Below are 16,320 nucleotides of genomic sequence, written 5' to 3'. Positions count from 1 at the left end.
ACGCAGAACTGCGATCACCTCTAAACCTGTGGGAGTGGGCTTGCCCGCGACGCTTTTACTGGTTACGCAGGCTTTCCAGCAGCTTGTGCGTCGGATAACCATCTGCCGGCCAGCCGAACGACTGCTGCGCACTGCGGATCGCCTTGCGCGTATTGGCACCGATGATCCCGTCTGCCGCACCGGCGTCGTAGTTGCGCGCGGTGAGCAGGTTCTGCAGTTCGATCCGCTCGGTGCGGCTCAGCGGCAGGTCATCCTTTGGCCAGGTGCCATTGATCAGGCCGGCTCCGTTGAAGCGCTCGGACAACAGGCTGACGGCCAGTGCGTAGGACGACGAGTTGTTGTACTTGAGGATCGCCCGGAAGTTGTCGAGGATCAGGAACGCCGGTCCGCGATAGCCGGCCGGCAGCAGCAGGGCAGCGGACAGTTGCTCGGAACCGGCTGGAACCTGGCCACCGTTCGGCAGGATCACGCCCTGTTGCCGCCATTCAGCAACGCTTTTACGAATCGCGCCGTCGGCCAGGGTGTAGTTGAAACCGCTTGGCAGCTGGACTTCGAAGCCCCACGGCTGGCCACGCTGCCAGCCGGAGCTTTGCAGGTAATGCGCGGTGGAGGCCAATGCGTCAGCCGGGCTGCCCCAGATGTCGCGGCGACCGTCACCGTCGAAGTCCACGGCGTGGGTGTTGTAGGTAGTCGGGATGAACTGGGTCTGGCCCATGGCGCCGGCCCAGGAACCGAGCATTTTCTCCGGCGTGATGTCGCCCTGTTGCAGAATCTGCAGTGCCGCGATCAGCTGGGCATGGGCAAAGCCCGGGCGGCGGCCTTCATAGGCCAGGGTGGCCAGAGAGTTGATCACCGATTTGTTGCCCTGGAACTGGCCGAAATTGCTTTCCATCCCCCACACCGACACCAGCGCCTGGCGATCGACGCCATAACGCTGTTCGATGCTTTGCAGGATATCGGCGTACTGGCTGATCAGGGCCTGCCCTTTGCGCACGCGCAACGGCGAAAGGGCACCGTCCAGGTACTCCCAGACCGGCCGGGCGAACTCCGGCTGGCTGCGGTCGGCGCGAATCACGCTGGCATCGAAGCTGACATTGGCGAAGGCGCGGTCGAACAGGTCGGCACGGATGCCGGCGGCCAGAGCGTCCTTGCGGAAACCAGCCTGCCATTCGGCAAAGGTCTGGGTCGGTTGCAGGTCGAGGTCGTCGCCGGACGGCACTACCGGCGGGATGACCGCTGGGGCTGTGGTAACGGGAACGGTCTTGAGCGGTTGAGCGTCGGCGGCGGTGGGTTTTTCCGCGCAGGCGACGAGCAGTATGAAGCTGGAGGCAGCGATCAGTTGGCGAATGGGCCAACGACGGGAAAGACTGAAGGGCATGCACAGGTCCAGGGAATACAAATCAGGTGCAGACCTTAACATGAGGAAGGGGTGCTGCGCTTCAAGCGGCCAGAAAGTAAGAAGCCTCCCAGCTGTCAGACTGGAAGGCTTCGCGGCGGTAGCTGCCTTTACCCTTGGTGGGTCGTTCCTGGCGGCTGCGGAACAGGGGTTGGGCGACGATGGATTTGGCCTTGTTGTGGCCATGTTTCGATGGCTTTTTGCTCATGAGGATTCTCTCGATTGAGTGAGGTTTTGCGCGGCAGATAATCTGCCGATCTCAAGCCGCTGTCTATAGGACCGAGGGCGGGATGTTCTGTAGGAAATGGACTCGGTAAAAAAACGGGATCGCAGAGCGCGATCCCGAGTTTCATTCGGCAGGCAACGTCAGGCGCTGACCGGCCATCAGCAGCGCCAACCGGCTCAGGCTCATCCACGGCGAGCCCGCCGCCTGGCCCTTGATTTGCGCATCGATGCGCTGGGCTTCGAGCAGCAACTGCGCCCAGCGTTGCGCCGAGTAGCGTTGCAGGGCCTTGCTCATCAGCGGTTTACGCTTGTCCCAGACCGGCGGCCTGGCCTGACTGAAGCACTTGTCCAGCGGCGTGCCCTGGTTGTATTGCAACGAGATGTTGGCCAGCAGGCGCAACTCCCGGGCCAGGGCCCAGAGGATCACTGGCGGCTCGACTCCTTCACCGCGCAGCCCTTCGAGCATGCGCAGAGCGTGGGCCGGTTCGCCATTGAGCACCGCGTCGGTCAGGCCGAACACGTCGAAACGCGCACTGTCGGCCACAGCCGCCTGCACGGTTTCAACGGTGATCTGCCCGCCCTCGGCCATCAGCTTGAGCTTTTCGATCTCTTGCGCGGCGGCCAGCAGGTTGCCTTCGACCCGCGCGGCAATCAGTTCGACCGCGTCCTGACTGGCCGACAAGCCGGCCTGGGACAGGCGTTGGCGAATCCAGCTCGGCAACTGGTTGGCATCCACCGGCCAGATCTGGATGAACTGGGTCTGCTGACCCTCGACCAGCGCCTTGCCCCACTTGGTCTTCTGCGCGCTACCGTCGAGCTTCGGCAGACTGATCAGAAGCACCGTGTCTTCAGCCGGGCGCGAGCAGTATTCGATCAGTGCGGCAGCGCCCTTGTCACCGGGTTTGCCGGAAGGCAGGCGCAGTTCCAGCAGGCGCTTTTCGGCGAACAGCGACATGCTGGCGCCAGCCTGCAGCAATGTGCCCCAATCGAAATTGGCGTCGGCGGCGAAGACCTGGCGTTCGTCGAACCCTTGCTGACGGGCAGCGGAGCGAATGGCGTCGGCGGCCTCCTGACACAGCAGCGGGTCATCGCCGCTGATGATGTAGACCGGCGCGAGGGCGCCTTGCAGGTGTTTGCCGAGTTGGGCGGGAGCGAGCTTCATAAGAAACGGCGAACGGGGCGCCTGAGCGCCCCGTACGTCTTACTGCTGCGGCAGTTCGAGCGGCGACTGACGCGGGGTTTCCGCTTCAGCCTTCTGCGCCGCTTCGAGGGCGTCGGCCTCTGCCTTGGCCCGGGCGTTGGCGGTCTGCTGCAGGGCATCCAGCTGAGCCGGAGTCAGCTGTTGCAGGCGCAGCATCATGCGCTGTACCAGCTCGCGGCGTGTCTCGTTGCGTGCATCGTTGGCTTCCTGGTCGGAACCCACCAGGTTGTTGCCGTCGTGGATGAACACTTTCTGCACTTCAAGCTTGTCGCTTTTGAGCAGCAGGTTCTTGTCGCCACGGATGTCATAGCTGAGCACGGTATTTACCTGATACTCGCCAGTACGACCGGCGCCCGCGTAGCTGAGGATGCGCTGGCTTTCCTGCTCATCGGACAGGTAAAGCTTGTACGGCGCACCGGAAACGACCTTGACGCCGCTGGCCTCCAGCACCTGACGCAGTTGCGTCACGGTTTCGCCATAGGCGTTGCGGGCGCTCAGATCAAGTTCCTTGATCGTCAGTTCGGTGGTGCCGGTGCCGCGCAGCTGGAAACCGCAGGCGCTCAACAGGACGGCGAGGCCCATCACCAGCAGATTGCGTTTGATCATTGTGTTGCTCCCCTTGAAACCATGTGGGCCGACTCTGTGGCCCGAAAGGTTTTACTGGGCGTCAGGCACACCTGACGCCCGATCCAATTAGCTGGCGACGATATTGACCAGTTTCCCGGGCACTACGATCACTTTGCGAATCGTCAGGCCGTCAACGAAACGCAGCACGTTCTCGTTGGCGCGGGCTGCCGCTTCGACTTCTTCGCGGGTCGCGGCAGCCGGCATTTCGATCTGGCCGCGCAGTTTGCCGTTGACCTGGATGACCAGTGTCAGGCTGTCCTGAACGAGTGCGCTTTCATCCACCACTGGCCAGCCGGCGTCGATCACAGGATCGGCGTGGCCCAGTTGATTCCACAGTTCATGGCAAATGTGCGGGGTGATCGGAGCCAGCAACAGCGTAACGGCTTCCAGACCTTCCTGAACCAGCGCGCGATCCTGTTCAGTGGATTGTGCTGCTTTTTCCAGCACGTTCATCAGCGTCATCACCTGGGCGATGGCGGTGTTGAATTTGTGGTTCTGGCCAACATCGTGGCTGGCCTGCTTGATGGCCTGGTGGATCGCGCGACGAACGGCTTTCTGCTCGTCGTTCAGGCCGGCGATGTCCAGTTTGCCCGGCAGGCCCTGAGTGATGTGAGCCTGAGCCAGACGCCAGACGCGCTTGAGGAAGCGGTGCGAGCCTTCAACGCCGGAGTCGGACCACGCGGCGCTCATGTCGGGCGGCGAGGCGAACATCATGAACAGGCGGCAGGTGTCCGCGCCGAACTGGTCGATCATCGATTGAGGGTCGACGCCGTTGTTCTTCGACTTGGCCATTTTCTCGGTGCCGCCGATTTCCACCGGCAGACCGTCGGTTTTCAGTCTGGCGCTGGTGACGTTGCCCTTGCCGTCGCGTTCGAGATCGACGTCCGCCGGGTTGAACCAGGTGTAGGCGCCGTTGGCTTCGCGGCGATAGTAAGTCTCGGCAATCACCATGCCTTGAGTCAGCAGGTTCTTGAACGGCTCGTTGGAGCTCACCAGGCCTTCGTCGCGCATCAGCTTGTGGAAGAAACGCGCGTACAGCAGGTGAAGAATGGCGTGTTCGATACCGCCGATGTACTGATCCACCGGCAACCAGTGGTCGGCCGCGGATTTTTCCACCAGACCGCCTTCGAAGTGCGGCGAGGCGTAACGGGCGTAGTACCAGGACGACTCGACGAAGGTGTCCATGGTGTCGGTTTCACGCTTGGCAGGCTGACCGCATTTCGGGCAGGTGCACTCGTAGAACTCGGGCATGCGTGCCAGCGGCGAACCGGCGCCGTCCGGCACCACGTCTTCCGGCAGGACGACCGGCAGTTGATCTTCCGGCACCGGCACGTCGCCGCAGGCATCGCAGTGGATGATCGGGATCGGGCAGCCCCAGTAGCGCTGACGGCTGATGCCCCAGTCGCGCAGGCGGAACTGGGTGCGCGAGGCGCCGAGGTTTTTCTTGATCAGCGCGACTTCCATGGCGTCGAACGCGCCAGCGAAGTCCAGGCCGTCGAATTCGCCGGAGTTGATCAGCGTGCCGTGCTCGCCGTAGGCGTCTTGCCATGGCGCCGGGTTGGTTTCACCGGAGCTGGTGCGCACCACGGATTTGACCGGCAGGTTGTACTTGTGGGCGAATTCGAAATCGCGCTCGTCGTGCGCCGGCACAGCCATGACCGCGCCGTCGCCGTAGTGCATCAGTACATAGTTGGCGACCCACACCGGCAGTTTTTCGCCGGTCAGTGGGTGCTCGACGAACAGGCCGGTCGGCAGGCCTTTCTTCTCTTGAGTGGCGACGTCGGCTTCGGCGACGCTGCCGCCCTTGCATTCGGCGATGAACGCTTGCAGCTCTGGGTTGTTTTTGGCGGCAAGAGCAGCCAGGTGGTGCTCGGCAGCCACGGCGACATAAGTCGCGCCCATCAGGGTGTCCGGACGGGTGGTAAAGACTTTCAGGGTGCCGCTTTCGCCGATCGAATCGACGTTGTACGGGAACTGCACTTCCATCCCGCGCGACTTGCCGATCCAGTTGCGCTGCATGGTCTTGACCTGCTCAGGCCAGCCAGTCAGTTCGTCGAGGCTCTCCAGCAGTTCATCCGCGTAGGCGGTGATCTTGAAGTAGTACATCGGGATTTCGCGTTTCTCGATCAGCGCGCCGGAACGCCAGCCGCGACCGTCGATCACCTGCTCGTTGGCCAGTACGGTCTGGTCGATCGGGTCCCAGTTCACGGTACCGTTCTTGCGGTAGATCACGCCTTTTTCGAACAGGCGAGTGAACAGCCATTGTTCCCAGCGGTAGTAATCCGGTTTGCAGGTGGTGACTTCCCGCGACCAGTCAACCGCCAGACCCAGGCTGCGCAGCTGGGATTTCATGTAGGCGATGTTTTCGTAGGTCCACTTGGCCGGGGCCACGTTGTTCTTCATTGCGGCGTTTTCCGCCGGCATGCCGAAGGCGTCCCAACCCATCGGTTGCAGAACGTTCTTGCCAAGCATGCGCTGGTAGCGGGAGATCACGTCGCCGATGGTGTAGTTGCGCACGTGCCCCATGTGTAGCTTGCCGCTGGGGTAAGGGAACATCGACAGGCAGTAGTAAGTCTCCTTGCCTGGTTGTTCACTGACTTCAAAGGACTTTTGCTCGTCCCAGAACGATTGGGCGGCGGCTTCGATTTCACGGGGCTGATATTGTTCGTGCATGGCTACTTTTGTACTGGATAGGGGTGGCCTAATCCTCTTCAATGCGACGTCCCGGGCATGTCGGACGAGCTGGAAGTGGAGTTACAGGAAGCGCCGTAGCATACATGACCGCGCTTGGCCTAGGGAAACCCTGATTGCAGCCGTTTGACCGGCCGAAATCGCGGCGAGGGCCGTTGGTCGCGGCGCGCAGCCGGTTTGTGCAGCGAAGCTAAGCTCTAACTGGGGAGTGAGTCTTATCTTCAATGAGGTGAGGGATGGTGGAGTCACAGCAAAAAAACGTTACCAAACCCGAGTTGTACGAGCGGTTGATCGATCGTCTGGGGATGGCCCTGGACGCGGCAAAAACCGCTGGCCGGCTGCGCGACGAGCGCCCCCTGGAGCTGGAATTGCGTGGCTTGAGTCCCGCCGAGTTCAAACTGGTCAAGGCCTATCTGGATCGCAGTGAGCGTGAAACCCACGGATACCTGTCACAAGCAGTGAAACAGCTCGATGCTGCCCATTCGGCCAAGGTCATCTGGCTCAAGGACAAGGCACCCGGCAGAGATGCCGTCAAAGTGCGGACTCTGCAGGCCAAGTAAACGCATGGCAGGTCAAAAAGCGGATCTTTTTCAACGGGATCCGACCCTACTGGTTGTCGCGGTGTATCAACCCACTTAGGCTTCGGGCATCTTTGGAGATGCTCGATGCCTTTTCGTTATTTCATTAAACAACTTCTGTTGCCGCCAGGCGTTCTCTTGTTGCTGCTGCTCGTCGCCTGGTGGCTGCGACGTTCGCGGCCGCGACTGGCCGGGCTGTGCTTTGCCCTGGGTTTTGGCGGCTTCTTGCTGATGAGTCTGCCGGTGGTCGTGCAATGGGGTGCCAAGGCCCTGGAGCGCGAGCCGCCGCTGGCGCGGGATTCATGGGCAAGTCTGGCGCAACGCGCCGATGCGATTGTGGTGCTGGGCTCCGGTCGCGAGCGCGGCGATCTGGCCTGGGGCGAAGATCAACCGACCGGTGTCGGGCTTGAACGGCAGCGTTACGCGGCGCGACTGGCCAAGGCATCGGGGTTGCCGATTCTGACCAGCGGTGGCCTGCATTACGGTACGCCGCCGACCGAAGCCAAACTGATGGCCGATTCGTTGCGCGATGACTTCGGTGTGACGGTGCGCTGGCAGGAAGGGGAGAGCCGCACCACGTGGGAGAATGCTGCCTTCAGCGCCAGGATATTGTTGCCCGAAGGCGTCAAACGCATCGTGCTGGTGACTCAGGCCTGGCACATGCCGCGTGCGGTGTGGAGCTATCAACAGGCCGGGTTCGAAGTCGTGCCGGCGCCGGTCGGTTTCCTCGGCACGGACAATGCGCGACCGTTTGGCGGCTGGCTGCCGGAATTCAAGTCGATCTGGCAAAGCGGGCAGTTGATGAACGAGGCGGTGGGGCAGATCGGCTATTCACTGTTCTACCGAGGGGGTGACAGCACCGATTGATCACTCCCGCGCTGAACGCGGGAGTGAGCGGGTTTTCAGAGGGTCTTGGATATCCGGTTGGTCATCAGCGCCCAGCCAAACAGCACCACGCACAGGATGATCAGCGGCCACGAGCGCCATTGCAGGTACGGTGTGAGGTCATGCATCGGCACCACTTCGCCGTACAGCACGCCCTGTTCGAACTGCGGGATACGCTCGGTGATCTGCCCGAAAGGGTTGATCAGCCCGGTCACGCCGTTGTTGGTCGCGCGAATCATCCAGCGACCGGCTTCAAGTGCACGCATCTGCGCCATTTGCAGGTGTTGCAGGGGGCCGATGGAGGTACCGAACCAGGTGTCGTTGCTGATCGTCAGCAGCAGATCGCTGCGTGCCGCCAGGCCAGCGGCGAATTCCGGATAAACCACTTCGTAGCAGATGAATGGCGCGATCTGATACCCCTTGGCCTGTAATAACGCCTGATCGGAAGGGCCACGGGCGAAGTCGGACATCGGCAGGTCGAAGAATGCGATCAGCCCGCGCAGGATGTCCTGCAGTGGTACGTACTCGCCGAACGGCACAAGCTTCTGCTTGAGATAAGTGCCATCGCCTTCGCCGACCACAGTGATGCCGTTGAAGAAGCGTTTTTCGTGACGGACCGTTTCTCGGATCGGCACACCGGTGATCAGCGCCGATTTACGCTCGGCGGCGAAGTTGCCCATCATGGTCAGGTAGCCCTCGGCGGACTCCTTGAGCACCGGCACGGCGGTTTCAGGCCAGATCAACAGGTCGACCGGTTTGGAGCGGAAACTCAGGTCGCGGTACAGCGCCAGCTGCGCGTTGAGCTCGGCCGGGTCCCATTTCATGCTTTGCGCGACGTTGCCCTGGATGGCGGCAACGGTGAGAGGCGCGCCGGCCGGGCTGGTCCAGGCATGGCCCTTGAGCGCGATGCCTGCCGCCCATGGCCCGATCAGCAATACCAGGCCGGCAGCGATGAAGACTTTGCGGCGGGTTTGCAGCAGGCGCGGTGCGTTGTAGATCAGTGCAGCGGTCAGCGCGAGAACGAACGACACCAGCCACATCCCGCCCACTGGCGCGAGTCCGGCCAGTGGGCCGTCAAGCTGGCTGTACCCGGAATACAGCCACGGGAAACCGGTGAGGAACCAGCCACGGAAAGCTTCCTGGCCGACCCACAGCGCCGCAAACGCCAGTGCGTCAGCCACCGGCGCCTCGTTACGCCGCAACCAGCGTGCCCACAGCCAGGCGGGCAGGGCGAAGAACCAGGCAATCGCTGCCGTAAAGATCAGCATCAGGAAACCGGCCAGCAGCACCGAGGCGCCGCCGAAATGGTGGATGCTGTAATAGATCCAGCTGGTGCCGGCGCCGAACAGGCCGAAACCGAAGCACCAGCCACGGCCCAGCGCCTGGCGCGGGCTCAGCTCGCGCAGGCCTGCATAGAACAGGCCGACTGCCAGTAACGCCAGCGGCCAGAGATCGAACGGTGCCAGCGCGAAAGTGGTGATTGCACCGGCCGCCACGGCCAGCAGATTACCGGGCCAGCCGGGGCGGGTTGTCCAGCGCATTTCAGTCCTTAAATTTACCGGGCGATTGGCGTGAGTCGCAGCAAGTGAATCCGACGGCTGTCGGCGTTCAGGATGCGGAAACGATAGGCGCCGATTTCAGTGATTTCGTTGCGTTTTGGCAAGTGCCCGAACGCGCTCATCACCAGCCCGCCGACGGTGTCGAACTCGTCGTCGGAGAATTCGCTGTCGAAGAACTCGTTGAAGTTCTCGATCGGCGTCAGGGCCTTGATCAGGAAATCACCGCTGGGCAGCGGCTTGATGTAGCTGTCTTCTTCGACGTCGTGCTCGTCTTCGATGTCGCCGACGATCTGCTCGAGCACGTCTTCGATAGTCACCAGACCGGCCACGCCACCGTATTCGTCGATGACGATGGCCATGTGGTTGTGGTTGGCGCGGAATTCACGCAGCAACACGTTCAGACGCTTGGACTCCGGCACGAAAGTGGCCGGGCGCAGCAGGTCCTTGATGTTGAAGCTGTCGCCGTTCTCCTTGAGGATCAGCGGCAGCAGATCCTTGGCCAGCAGCACGCCCATCACGTCGTCATGGCTTTCGCCGATGACCGGGTAGCGCGAGTGGGCCGAGTCGACCACGGCAGGGAGGAATTCGCGGGGAGTCTGGGTCGCCTTGATGCTGATCATCTGCGAGCGCGGCACCATGATGTCGCGAACCTGCAGGTCAGCCACCTGGATGGCGCCTTCGACGATGGCCAGCGCTTCGCTGTCCAGCAGTTTGTTCTGATGTGCATCGCGCAGCAGCTCAAGCAGCTCCTGGCGGTTCTTCGGCTCGTGGGCAAAAGCCTGGGTCAGTTTACCCAGCCATGACTTTTGCCCGTTGCTCGATCGATCTTCGCTCATAGCGATTACTCTGAATCCTTTGTTGTAACAGTAGGGGATGTTTCGGTTTCGTCGTCCGCGTACGGATCGGGATAACCCAATTCGGCAAGCAACTCGCGTTCCAGTGCTTCCATTTCCTCGGCTTCCTCGTCATCTATATGGTCGTAACCAAGCAGATGCAAGCAGCCGTGAATGACCAGATGTGCCCAGTGGGCCTTTAGTTCCTTGCCCTGTTCGGCGGCTTCGCGCTCGACCACCGCCACGCAGATCACCAGATCGCCCAGCAGCGGAATATCGAGAAACTCGTCGGGCACTTCGGCGGGAAAGGACAGGACGTTGGTCGCGTAATCCTTGTGCCGCCAGGTGTGATTCAGTTCGCGGCCTTCTTCCTCGTCGACCAGACGAATGGTCATTTCCGAGTCGGCTGTGCGCTGGCGCAGGGCCAGTTCGCACCATTGGCGGAACTCGGCTTCGGTCGGCGCAGACGCTTCGGTCGCGATTTGCAGGTCAAGCTCAAGCATCGTGGCGAGTATCCTTTGGCGCTTCATCGGCCAAACGCGTCTCGAAGCGCTCGTAGGCTTCGACGATGCGTTGCACCAACGGATGGCGCACCACGTCTTTGGGCTGGAAGTGGGTGAAGCTGATGCCCGGCACATCTTTCAGGACTTCGATGACGTGATGAAGTCCGGATTTGGTGCCGCGCGGCAGGTCGACCTGGGTGATGTCGCCGGTGATCACGGCCGTAGAGCCGAAACCGATCCGGGTCAGGAACATCTTCATCTGCTCGACGGTGGTGTTCTGGCTCTCGTCGAGAATGATGAAGCTGTTGTTCAGCGTGCGACCGCGCATGTAGGCCAGCGGCGCGACTTCGATCACCTGACGTTCGATCAGCTTGGCCACGTATTCGAAACCGAGCATTTCGTAGAGCGCGTCGTAGAGCGGGCGCAGGTACGGGTCGATCTTTTGCGACAGGTCGCCGGGCAGGAAGCCGAGTTTTTCACCCGCTTCGACCGCCGGACGAACCAGCAGGATGCGCCTGATCTGCTCGCGCTCCAGCGCATCGACGGCGCAGGCGACAGCCAGGTAAGTCTTGCCGGTACCGGCCGGGCCGATGCCGAAGTTGATGTCGTTGCCGAGAATTTCCTTCACATAGCGCAACTGATTCAAGCCGCGTGGGCGAATCATGCCTTTCTTGGTGCGCAGGGCGACGGAGGCTTCGGCGGGGGCGGGGTTGTCCAGTTGCTCGACGGCCGATTCCTGGAGGAACAGGTGAACCGTATCCGGCGACAGCTCTGAACCCTTGGTTTCCCGGTACAGGCGGCGAATCAGGTTTTCCGCGGAGGTGGTGTGCTTGGGTTCGCCGATCAGCTCGAACTGATTGCCGCGGTTGCGGATCTCGATGGCCAGGCGCTGTTCGATCAGCCGCAAGTGCTCGTCGAACTGCCCGCACAGATTGGCGAAGCGGCGAGCCTCAAAGGGCTCGAGGATGAAACGATGTGGTTCGATGGGTGCGTTCAAGGTCGTATTTAGCCGCCCTGGGGCAATTGGGATGAATTGAAGGATAACGCCAGCGGCGTGGGTGCGAAAGCTCTTAAATGGATGAGCCTGTTCTCAAGAACAATGCAGGCCACTGTTGGAGCTGGCTTGCCAGCGATGAGGCCATCAGCCCCGACCAATATGTCGCCTGTCGTACCGCTATCGCTGGCAAGCCAGCTCCCACAGAATTCTCAGTGTTTCTGATATTTGTTACTGGATCAGCGAGCCGCGCAGCGAGTGCGGTTGCGCCGCGTCGATGTGGACGTCGGCGAACTGGCCGATCAGGGTCGGATTATCGCAGCGGAAGTTGACGATACGGTTATTCTCGGTGCGCCCTTGCAGCTCGCCCGGGTCTTTCTTCGAATAATCGGTCACCAGAATCCGCTGGATCGAACCGACCATTTGTCGGCTGATCTCGAACCCTTGCTGGTTCAAACGGTGCTGCAAGGCGTTCAGGCGTTCTTTCTTCAGTTCTTCCGGGGTGTCGTCGGCCAGATCGGCGGCCGGGGTGCCCGGGCGCTGGCTGTAGACGAACGAGTAGGAAAAGTCGAAACCGACGTCGGCAATCAGCTTCATGGTCTGTTCGAAATCTTTCTCGGTTTCCCCGGGGAAACCGACGATGAAGTCCGAACTGATGCAGATACCCGGCACGGCGGCGCGCAGTTTGCGCAGCTTGGATTTGTACTCCAGCGCCGTGTGGTTGCGTTTCATCGCGGCCAGGATCCGGTCCGAACCCGACTGCACCGGCAAGTGCAGATGCTTGACCAGTTCCGGCACTTCGGCGTGGGCCTGGATCAGGCTGTCGGAGAATTCCAGCGGATGCGAAGTGGTGTAGCGGATGCGGTCGATGCCGTCGACCGCCGCGACCACGCGGATCAGTTCGGCCAGGTCCGCCAGGCGACCGTCGTGGGTCAGCCCGCGATAGCCGTTGACGTTTTGCCCCAGCAGGGTCACTTCACGCACACCGTTTTCGGCCAGGTGGATGATCTCGGCGATCACGTCGTCGAACGGTCGGCTGACTTCTTCGCCACGGGTGTAAGGCACCACGCAGAACGTGCAGTACTTGCTGCAGCCTTCCATCACCGACACGTAGGCGCTCGGGCCGTCGATGCGCGGCTCCGGCAGGTGGTCGAACTTTTCGATTTCCGGGAACGACACGTCGACTTGCGGCAGCTTGCTGATGCGCGCGGCGTCGATCATTTCCGGCAGGCGGTGCAGGGTCTGCGGGCCGAACACCACGTCGACATACGGGGCGCGATCGCGGATCGCCGCACCTTCCTGGCTGGCCACGCAACCGCCGACGGCGATCACCATGTCCGGGTTGGCCAGTTTCAGTTCGCGCCAGCGTCCGAGCTGGGAATACACCCGGTCCTGGGCGCGTTCGCGGATCGAGCAGGTGTTGAGCAGGATCACGTCGGCATCTTCGGCGCGCGCCGTGACTTCCAGGGCCTGGTGTTCGCCCAGCAGATCGACCATGCGCGAGCTGTCGTACTCGTTCATCTGGCAACCGTGGGTTTCAATGTAAAGCTTCTTGGCCATGGAATAGGGTCGTCACGTGGTTCAAAGAACCGCGCATTATAGGGAACATGTCCTCAGGTTCCTACCGCTGTGCGTCCGGTGGCTATGCTATAGTTCGCGCCCTCATTTTTACCCCGATGTCGTCCGCCCGCCATGACCAAACGCGAAGCTCCAATCTACAAGGTGATTTTCCTCAACCAGGGCCAGGTGTTCGAAATGTACGCCAAGCAGATCTATCAAAGTGATCTGTGGGGCTTCCTGGAAGTGGAAGAGTTCGTCTTTGGCGAGCGCACGCAAGTGGTCGTCGACCCGAGCGAAGAAAAGCTCAAGGCGCAGTTCGAAGGCGTGGTGCGCAGCTTTGTGCCGATGCACTCGATCGTGCGCATCGACGAGGTCGAGCGTCTGGGCACGCCGAAGATCAGTGAAGCCCGTGGCGGCGTTGGTAACGTGATGCCGTTTCCGATGCCGATGCCTGAGAAGTAAAACCGGACTTTATGGAAGTGATCGTTCCCATGCTCTGCGTGGGAATGCCGCCTTCGACGCTCCGCGTCGGTGACGCAAAGAGCGAGAGCTATCGTTAGTCAGGGCAGGGGCGAAAACGGCGTACGCCCGTCGGCGTTCTGCAGTTCCATCAGGTATTTACGGAAAATTTGCCCGAGCACCTGGGTCGCGGTTTCCAGGTCTTCGCGGGACATCTTTTCGGACACTTCGTCGGCGGTGTCGAGCGCGTCTTCGGCGCCGTTGACCGCCGCCATCTTCAGCACGATGTACGCCTGAATGTTGTTGGCCTGCACGCCTTCACCGTGGAAGAACATGGTGCCGAGCTTGAATTGCGCCTGGGCATGGCCTTGCAGCGAGGCCTTTTCGAAATAGTTCAGGGCTTGATTGAGGTCGCGCGGCGCGTTCTTGCCGTCGTAGTAGAACTCACCCAACTCGTATTGCGCTTGCGCATCCCCCTCATCCGCCGCCTTTTGGCAGGCAGCGAGGGCCTGCGTGACATCTTGCGGCTGAGTATTGAGGGTGCAGCGACCCATCGCCGGGATCAACAACGAGTTGCCGCCTGCTTGTGCATGTGCGAGCAGCGGCTGAAGGAGCAACAGGCAGCCCAAGGCAAGGGTGCGGCCGGTGCGGTTCATGGGAATCGACTTACCTCTGAAGGGCGCGCGGACCCGTCGAGGGATCCAATAAGCGCGCATTATGAAATAAGCAGGGCCATCCTTACAAAGTCTTTACTCGATTTTCTGCTGCGCGGGAAATATATCGCCCACTTTATGGGAGATTTTTGGCAGGCGTGTCGGAAAAGGCGTGCGGATGTAGGAGAACGCTGACGCTGGCAATGGCCAACGTCAGCGGCGGGGCGTTTTACTTCAACTTGGCGAAGGCGCGCTCAGCGGCGTCGAGGGTCAGTTTCAACTCGGCTTCGCCGTGGGCGATCGAGGTGAAACCGGCTTCGAAGGCGCTCGGTGCCAGGTACACGCCACCTTCCAGCATCAGGTGGAAGAAGCGGCCGAACAGTGCTGCATCGCTGGCCATCACGTCTTCAAACGTCACAATGTCGTCGGCACCGCTGAAGTACAGACCGAACATGCCGCCCGCCTGGGTGGTCACGAACGGAATGCCGGCGGCGTCGGCGCGCTGTTGCAGGCCGTCGAGCAGGCGCGTGGTGTAGTCGGTCAGCTCGGCGTGGAAACCCGGACGGCTGATCAGGCGCAGGGTGGTCAGGCCGGCGGCCATTGCCAACGGGTTACCCGACAAGGTGCCTGCCTGATAGACCGGGCCCAGCGGTGCGATGCGCTCCATGATCGAGCGCTTGCCGCCAAAGCAGCCGACCGGCATGCCGCCACCGATGATCTTGCCGAAGGTGGTCAGGTCCGGGGTTACGCCGTAGTAAGCCTGGGCGCCGCCGAGGGCGACGCGGAAACCGGTCATCACTTCGTCGAAAATCAGCACCACGCCGTGCTTGTCGCACAGGCTGCGCAGGCCTTCGAGGAAACCCGGCGCCGGCGGTACGCAATTCATGTTGCCGGCCACGGGCTCGACGATGATGCAGGCGACGTCCTGGCCGACTTCGGCGAGCATTTTTTCAACCGCGTCGATGTCGTTGAACGGCAGGGTCAGGGTGTGTTTGGCGAACGCTGCGGGTACGCCGGCAGAGCTTGGTACGCCTTGGGTCAGTGCACCGGAACCGGCCTTGACCAGCAGGCTGTCGGAGTGACCGTGGTAGCAGCCTTCGAACTTGATGATGCTGTCGCGGCCGGTGAAACCACGGGCCAGACGGATTGCACTCATGGTCGCTTCGGTGCCGGAGCTGACCATGCGCACCATTTCCATCGACGGCACCAGCGAGCAGACCAGGTCGGCCATCTCGGTTTCCATCGCGGTCGGCGCGCCGTAGGACAGGCCGTGCTGCAACTGGTTGCGCACCGCATCCAGCACTTCCGGGTGGCTGTGGCCGAGGATCATCGGACCCCAGGAGCCCACGTAATCCACATAACGCTTGTCGTCTTCGTCAGTGACGTAGGCGCCTTCGGCGTGCTTGAAGAACAGCGGCGTGCCGCCAACGCTCTTGAACGCGCGCACCGGCGAGTTCACGCCACCGGGAATGTGTTTCTGGGCGTTGGCAAACAGAGTTTCGGAACGAGACATGATCGGGCTCTCAGACTTTTAGTAATTCATTGAAGGCGCGGGCGCGGCGGGTCACTTCGGCGCTGCTGTCGGCGCCGAACAGGCCATGGACCACGGCCAGCAGATCGACACCGTGGGCCACCAGCGGCGCGGCGTTGTCGAGGGTGATGCCGCCGATCGCGCAGATCGGCAGGTGCAGGGTGCGCTTGGCGTCGTCGAGCAGATCGAGGCTGCAACTCGGTGCACCGGGTTTGGTATTGGAATTGAAGAAGCGACCGAAGGCGACATAACTCGCGCCCTCTTTGGCGGCCTGTTCGGCCAGTTCAAGCTGTGCGTGGCAGGTCGAACCGATAATTGCTTTCGAACCGAGCAGGGCGCGGGTTGGCGACAGCGGGCCGTCGGTCTGGCCCAAGTGCACGCCGACGTTCAAACGCGCGGCCAGTTCGGCGTCATCGTTGATGATCAGTTGCGTCTTGTAGCGTTCGCACAGATCGCGCAGGGCTTCGGCCTCACGCAGACGGCGGGCCTCGTCGCTGCTCTTGTCACGGTATTGCAGCAGGGTGACGCCGCCTTCCAGCGCCGCCTCCACGTAAGACAGAAACTTGCCGGCCAGCAACTGGCTGTCGGTGATGGCATACAGGCCACGTAGTTTCATCGCGCAGAC

The 16,320-nt window shown here is 61.6% G+C and carries 16 protein-coding genes; 3 read left to right on the top strand and 13 right to left on the bottom strand.

All coding sequences use genetic code 11. The annotated features are described in order from the left end of the window. Positions 1-55 precede the first annotated feature (55 nt). From AWU82_RS26875 to leuS, 5 genes are all read right to left on the bottom strand, one after another. Positions 56-1,378 (bottom strand): lytic murein transglycosylase, encoded by a 1,323-nt coding sequence (locus AWU82_RS26875; protein WP_064382176.1) that lies wholly within the window; start codon positions 1,376-1,378, stop codon positions 56-58. A 61-nt stretch (positions 1,379-1,439) separates the two neighbouring features. Beyond that, the gene (gene arfA / locus AWU82_RS26870; protein ID WP_007958672.1) at positions 1,440-1,604 is read right to left on the bottom strand and encodes an alternative ribosome rescue factor ArfA; all 165 of its coding nucleotides are present in this window, start codon (positions 1,602-1,604) and stop codon (positions 1,440-1,442) included. 141 nt (positions 1,605-1,745) lie between these two features. After that, positions 1,746-2,783, bottom strand: a complete 1,038-nt coding sequence (gene holA / locus AWU82_RS26865; protein WP_064382175.1) for a DNA polymerase III subunit delta — start codon at positions 2,781-2,783, stop codon at positions 1,746-1,748. A 39-nt stretch (positions 2,784-2,822) separates the two neighbouring features. Then, entirely contained in the window at positions 2,823-3,428 is a 606-nt protein-coding gene (locus AWU82_RS26860; protein ID WP_064382174.1) for an LPS-assembly lipoprotein LptE, read from the bottom strand. An 87-nt stretch (positions 3,429-3,515) separates the two neighbouring features. Continuing rightward, entirely contained in the window at positions 3,516-6,122 is a 2,607-nt protein-coding gene (gene leuS / locus AWU82_RS26855) for a leucine--tRNA ligase (protein WP_064382173.1), read from the bottom strand. Between the two features lie 254 nt (positions 6,123-6,376). Here leuS and AWU82_RS26850 point away from each other — a divergent pair, with 254 nt between their 5' ends. Together AWU82_RS26850 and AWU82_RS26845 are read left to right on the top strand one after the other, a co-directional pair. Further along, positions 6,377-6,700: a hypothetical protein gene (locus tag AWU82_RS26850; protein ID WP_039771843.1), complete on the top strand. Its 324-nt coding sequence runs from the start codon at positions 6,377-6,379 to the stop codon at positions 6,698-6,700. A 105-nt stretch (positions 6,701-6,805) separates the two neighbouring features. After that, positions 6,806-7,585 (top strand): YdcF family protein, encoded by a 780-nt coding sequence (locus AWU82_RS26845; RefSeq protein WP_064382172.1) that lies wholly within the window; start codon positions 6,806-6,808, stop codon positions 7,583-7,585. Between the two features lie 35 nt (positions 7,586-7,620). On the opposite strand, the gene lnt is transcribed toward AWU82_RS26845, so the two are convergent. The 5 genes from lnt to miaB all read right to left on the bottom strand — a co-directional run bounded on the left by lnt (position 7,621) and on the right by miaB (position 13,052). Further along, positions 7,621-9,144, bottom strand: coding sequence for an apolipoprotein N-acyltransferase (gene lnt, locus AWU82_RS26840; protein ID WP_064382171.1), 1,524 nt, complete (start codon positions 9,142-9,144; stop codon positions 7,621-7,623). A gap of 14 nt (positions 9,145-9,158) precedes the next feature. Then, positions 9,159-9,998 carry a CorC family transporter gene (locus tag AWU82_RS26835; protein ID WP_007909641.1) on the bottom strand — a complete coding sequence of 280 codons (840 nt, stop codon included), beginning with the start codon at positions 9,996-9,998 and terminating at the stop codon, positions 9,159-9,161. A 5-nt stretch (positions 9,999-10,003) separates the two neighbouring features. Then, entirely contained in the window at positions 10,004-10,498 is a 495-nt protein-coding gene (gene ybeY / locus AWU82_RS26830) for an rRNA maturation RNase YbeY (RefSeq protein ID WP_007958682.1), read from the bottom strand. Further along, entirely contained in the window at positions 10,491-11,495 is a 1,005-nt protein-coding gene (locus AWU82_RS26825) for a PhoH family protein (RefSeq protein WP_064382170.1), read from the bottom strand. The genes ybeY and AWU82_RS26825 overlap by 8 nt, the downstream gene beginning before the upstream one ends. Positions 11,496-11,723: 228 nt before the next feature. Continuing rightward, on the bottom strand, positions 11,724-13,052 hold the full coding sequence (gene miaB / locus AWU82_RS26820; protein WP_064382169.1) for a tRNA (N6-isopentenyl adenosine(37)-C2)-methylthiotransferase MiaB: 1,329 nt from the start codon (positions 13,050-13,052) through the stop codon (positions 11,724-11,726). A gap of 132 nt (positions 13,053-13,184) precedes the next feature. On the opposite strand from miaB, the gene AWU82_RS26815 reads away from it, so the two are divergent. After that, positions 13,185-13,514 carry a DUF1820 family protein gene (locus AWU82_RS26815; RefSeq protein WP_027617776.1) on the top strand — a complete coding sequence of 110 codons (330 nt, stop codon included), beginning with the start codon at positions 13,185-13,187 and terminating at the stop codon, positions 13,512-13,514. A 98-nt stretch (positions 13,515-13,612) separates the two neighbouring features. Here the strand turns inward: AWU82_RS26815 and AWU82_RS26810 are convergent, their stop codons facing one another. The 3 genes from AWU82_RS26810 to thiE form a co-directional block, all read right to left on the bottom strand. Continuing rightward, positions 13,613-14,167, bottom strand: coding sequence for a tetratricopeptide repeat protein (locus tag AWU82_RS26810; RefSeq protein ID WP_064382168.1), 555 nt, complete (start codon positions 14,165-14,167; stop codon positions 13,613-13,615). A gap of 226 nt (positions 14,168-14,393) precedes the next feature. Further along, a complete protein-coding gene (gene hemL, locus AWU82_RS26805; protein ID WP_064382167.1) occupies positions 14,394-15,677 on the bottom strand; it encodes a glutamate-1-semialdehyde 2,1-aminomutase in 1,284 nt (427 codons plus the stop codon). Positions 15,678-15,687: 10 nt separating this feature from the next. Beyond that, positions 15,688-16,311, bottom strand: a complete 624-nt coding sequence (gene thiE / locus AWU82_RS26800) for a thiamine phosphate synthase (protein ID WP_064382166.1) — start codon at positions 16,309-16,311, stop codon at positions 15,688-15,690. Positions 16,312-16,320 lie beyond the last annotated feature (9 nt).

Source organism: Pseudomonas glycinae (assembly GCF_001594225.2).
In the GTDB taxonomy this organism is placed as follows: domain Bacteria; phylum Pseudomonadota; class Gammaproteobacteria; order Pseudomonadales; family Pseudomonadaceae; genus Aquipseudomonas; species Aquipseudomonas glycinae.
Note: the sequence above shows the minus strand (reverse complement) of the source record. Positions and strands in the feature narration are given on the sequence as shown.